Genomic DNA, 1,131 nt, shown 5'->3' with positions numbered 1-1,131 from the left:
TGGATAAACTGGATTTGATTTACAATCACAACCCAACTATTCAAGACCATAACACATTTGAATCCCGAGAATGCCTCCAACAATGCATCAAAAACGGAGTGCGTTATGTTATAGCTGAATCAACGCCTGTGACACTTTTGTTTAAATTGGCCATATTTGAAGTTTGGGGAATTTCTACCTCAGATGGAATATATAACAACCCATATTTCGTCACGCTTCAAAAAGGCGTTTCATCACAATATCGGTATATGGGGCATGCCATTTCATTGGACACGATCATTGATGAGCAACCTGAACTCATAGATGCTGATACTCATTCTCTGTTGGACACAATGGCCAACTCGATTATCCAATGCGTTAACGTCGGTGAAAACCTGCATCAAACCCCAAAAAAAGCAGGCAGTATTGTGAATATTTTCAGTAACGCTGAGTTCAACACTCATACAAATGTTTTTAAGTGTTCGCACTCCGGAGACACAGTGACAATCAAATTGGACGACGTTGCGGATTTTCCAAGTGAAGCCCTAACGACCGAAATATCACTTGATGTTGCTCGAGTATCTTGGGGGCTTGTTATTTATGCAAGATATTTGACTGAGCTATCTCGCGTTAAAACTCTTAGAAAGAAGGCGGTAGTATGACGCTAGCTCTTTATTTATTTCTTTTGATCTCATTGTCCGTGTTGACCACATCATTCCGTTTTGCTCGGAATTCACCTTACGCACCTAAATGGTTAACCAATAGAAAGGAGTCGAAGTGGGGAGAAACTATTCAGATTGCCGGTTTATTCGCTACCTCCAGTTTTTTTATCATTACTTTAGCAATACAAGTGATGTTCATTCCTTCTGCATCTATGGAGCCAGGTTTGAAAACTGGAGACAAAATTTTGGTGAATCCAGCATCTTTTGGGATAGTAAACCCCTTTACCGGTGACCACATCACAGACGGAAACTTTGAAGACTTAAAAAGAGGTGATGTGGTTATCGCAAAGTTTGCTTATAGCAATGATGTTAGATACATCAAACGTCTTGTGGGGCTTCCAGGTGACCAACTTTCTATATCTGAAGATGGCATAATGCTTAATGACACACTATATCCATTTATAAAAACAGATAAGAGTGAGATATATAA

At 39.5% G+C, this 1,131-nt stretch carries 2 protein-coding genes; both read left to right on the top strand.

Annotated features, from left to right (window positions below; genetic code table 11):
* The coding region (locus BIZ39_RS21905) for a hypothetical protein (protein ID WP_187448131.1) at window positions 1-641 on the top strand (641 nt) is incomplete at its 5' end.
* The coding region (gene lepB, locus BIZ39_RS21900; RefSeq protein ID WP_187448130.1) for a signal peptidase I at window positions 638-1,131 on the top strand (494 nt) is incomplete at its 3' end. The genes BIZ39_RS21905 and lepB, both read left to right, overlap by 4 nt.

Origin of the sequence: Alteromonas sp. BZK5 (assembly GCF_014349115.1) — a bacterium.
GTDB classification, from domain to species: domain Bacteria; phylum Pseudomonadota; class Gammaproteobacteria; order Enterobacterales; family Alteromonadaceae; genus Alteromonas; species Alteromonas macleodii.
Note: the sequence above shows the minus strand (reverse complement) of the source record. Positions and strands in the feature narration are given on the sequence as shown.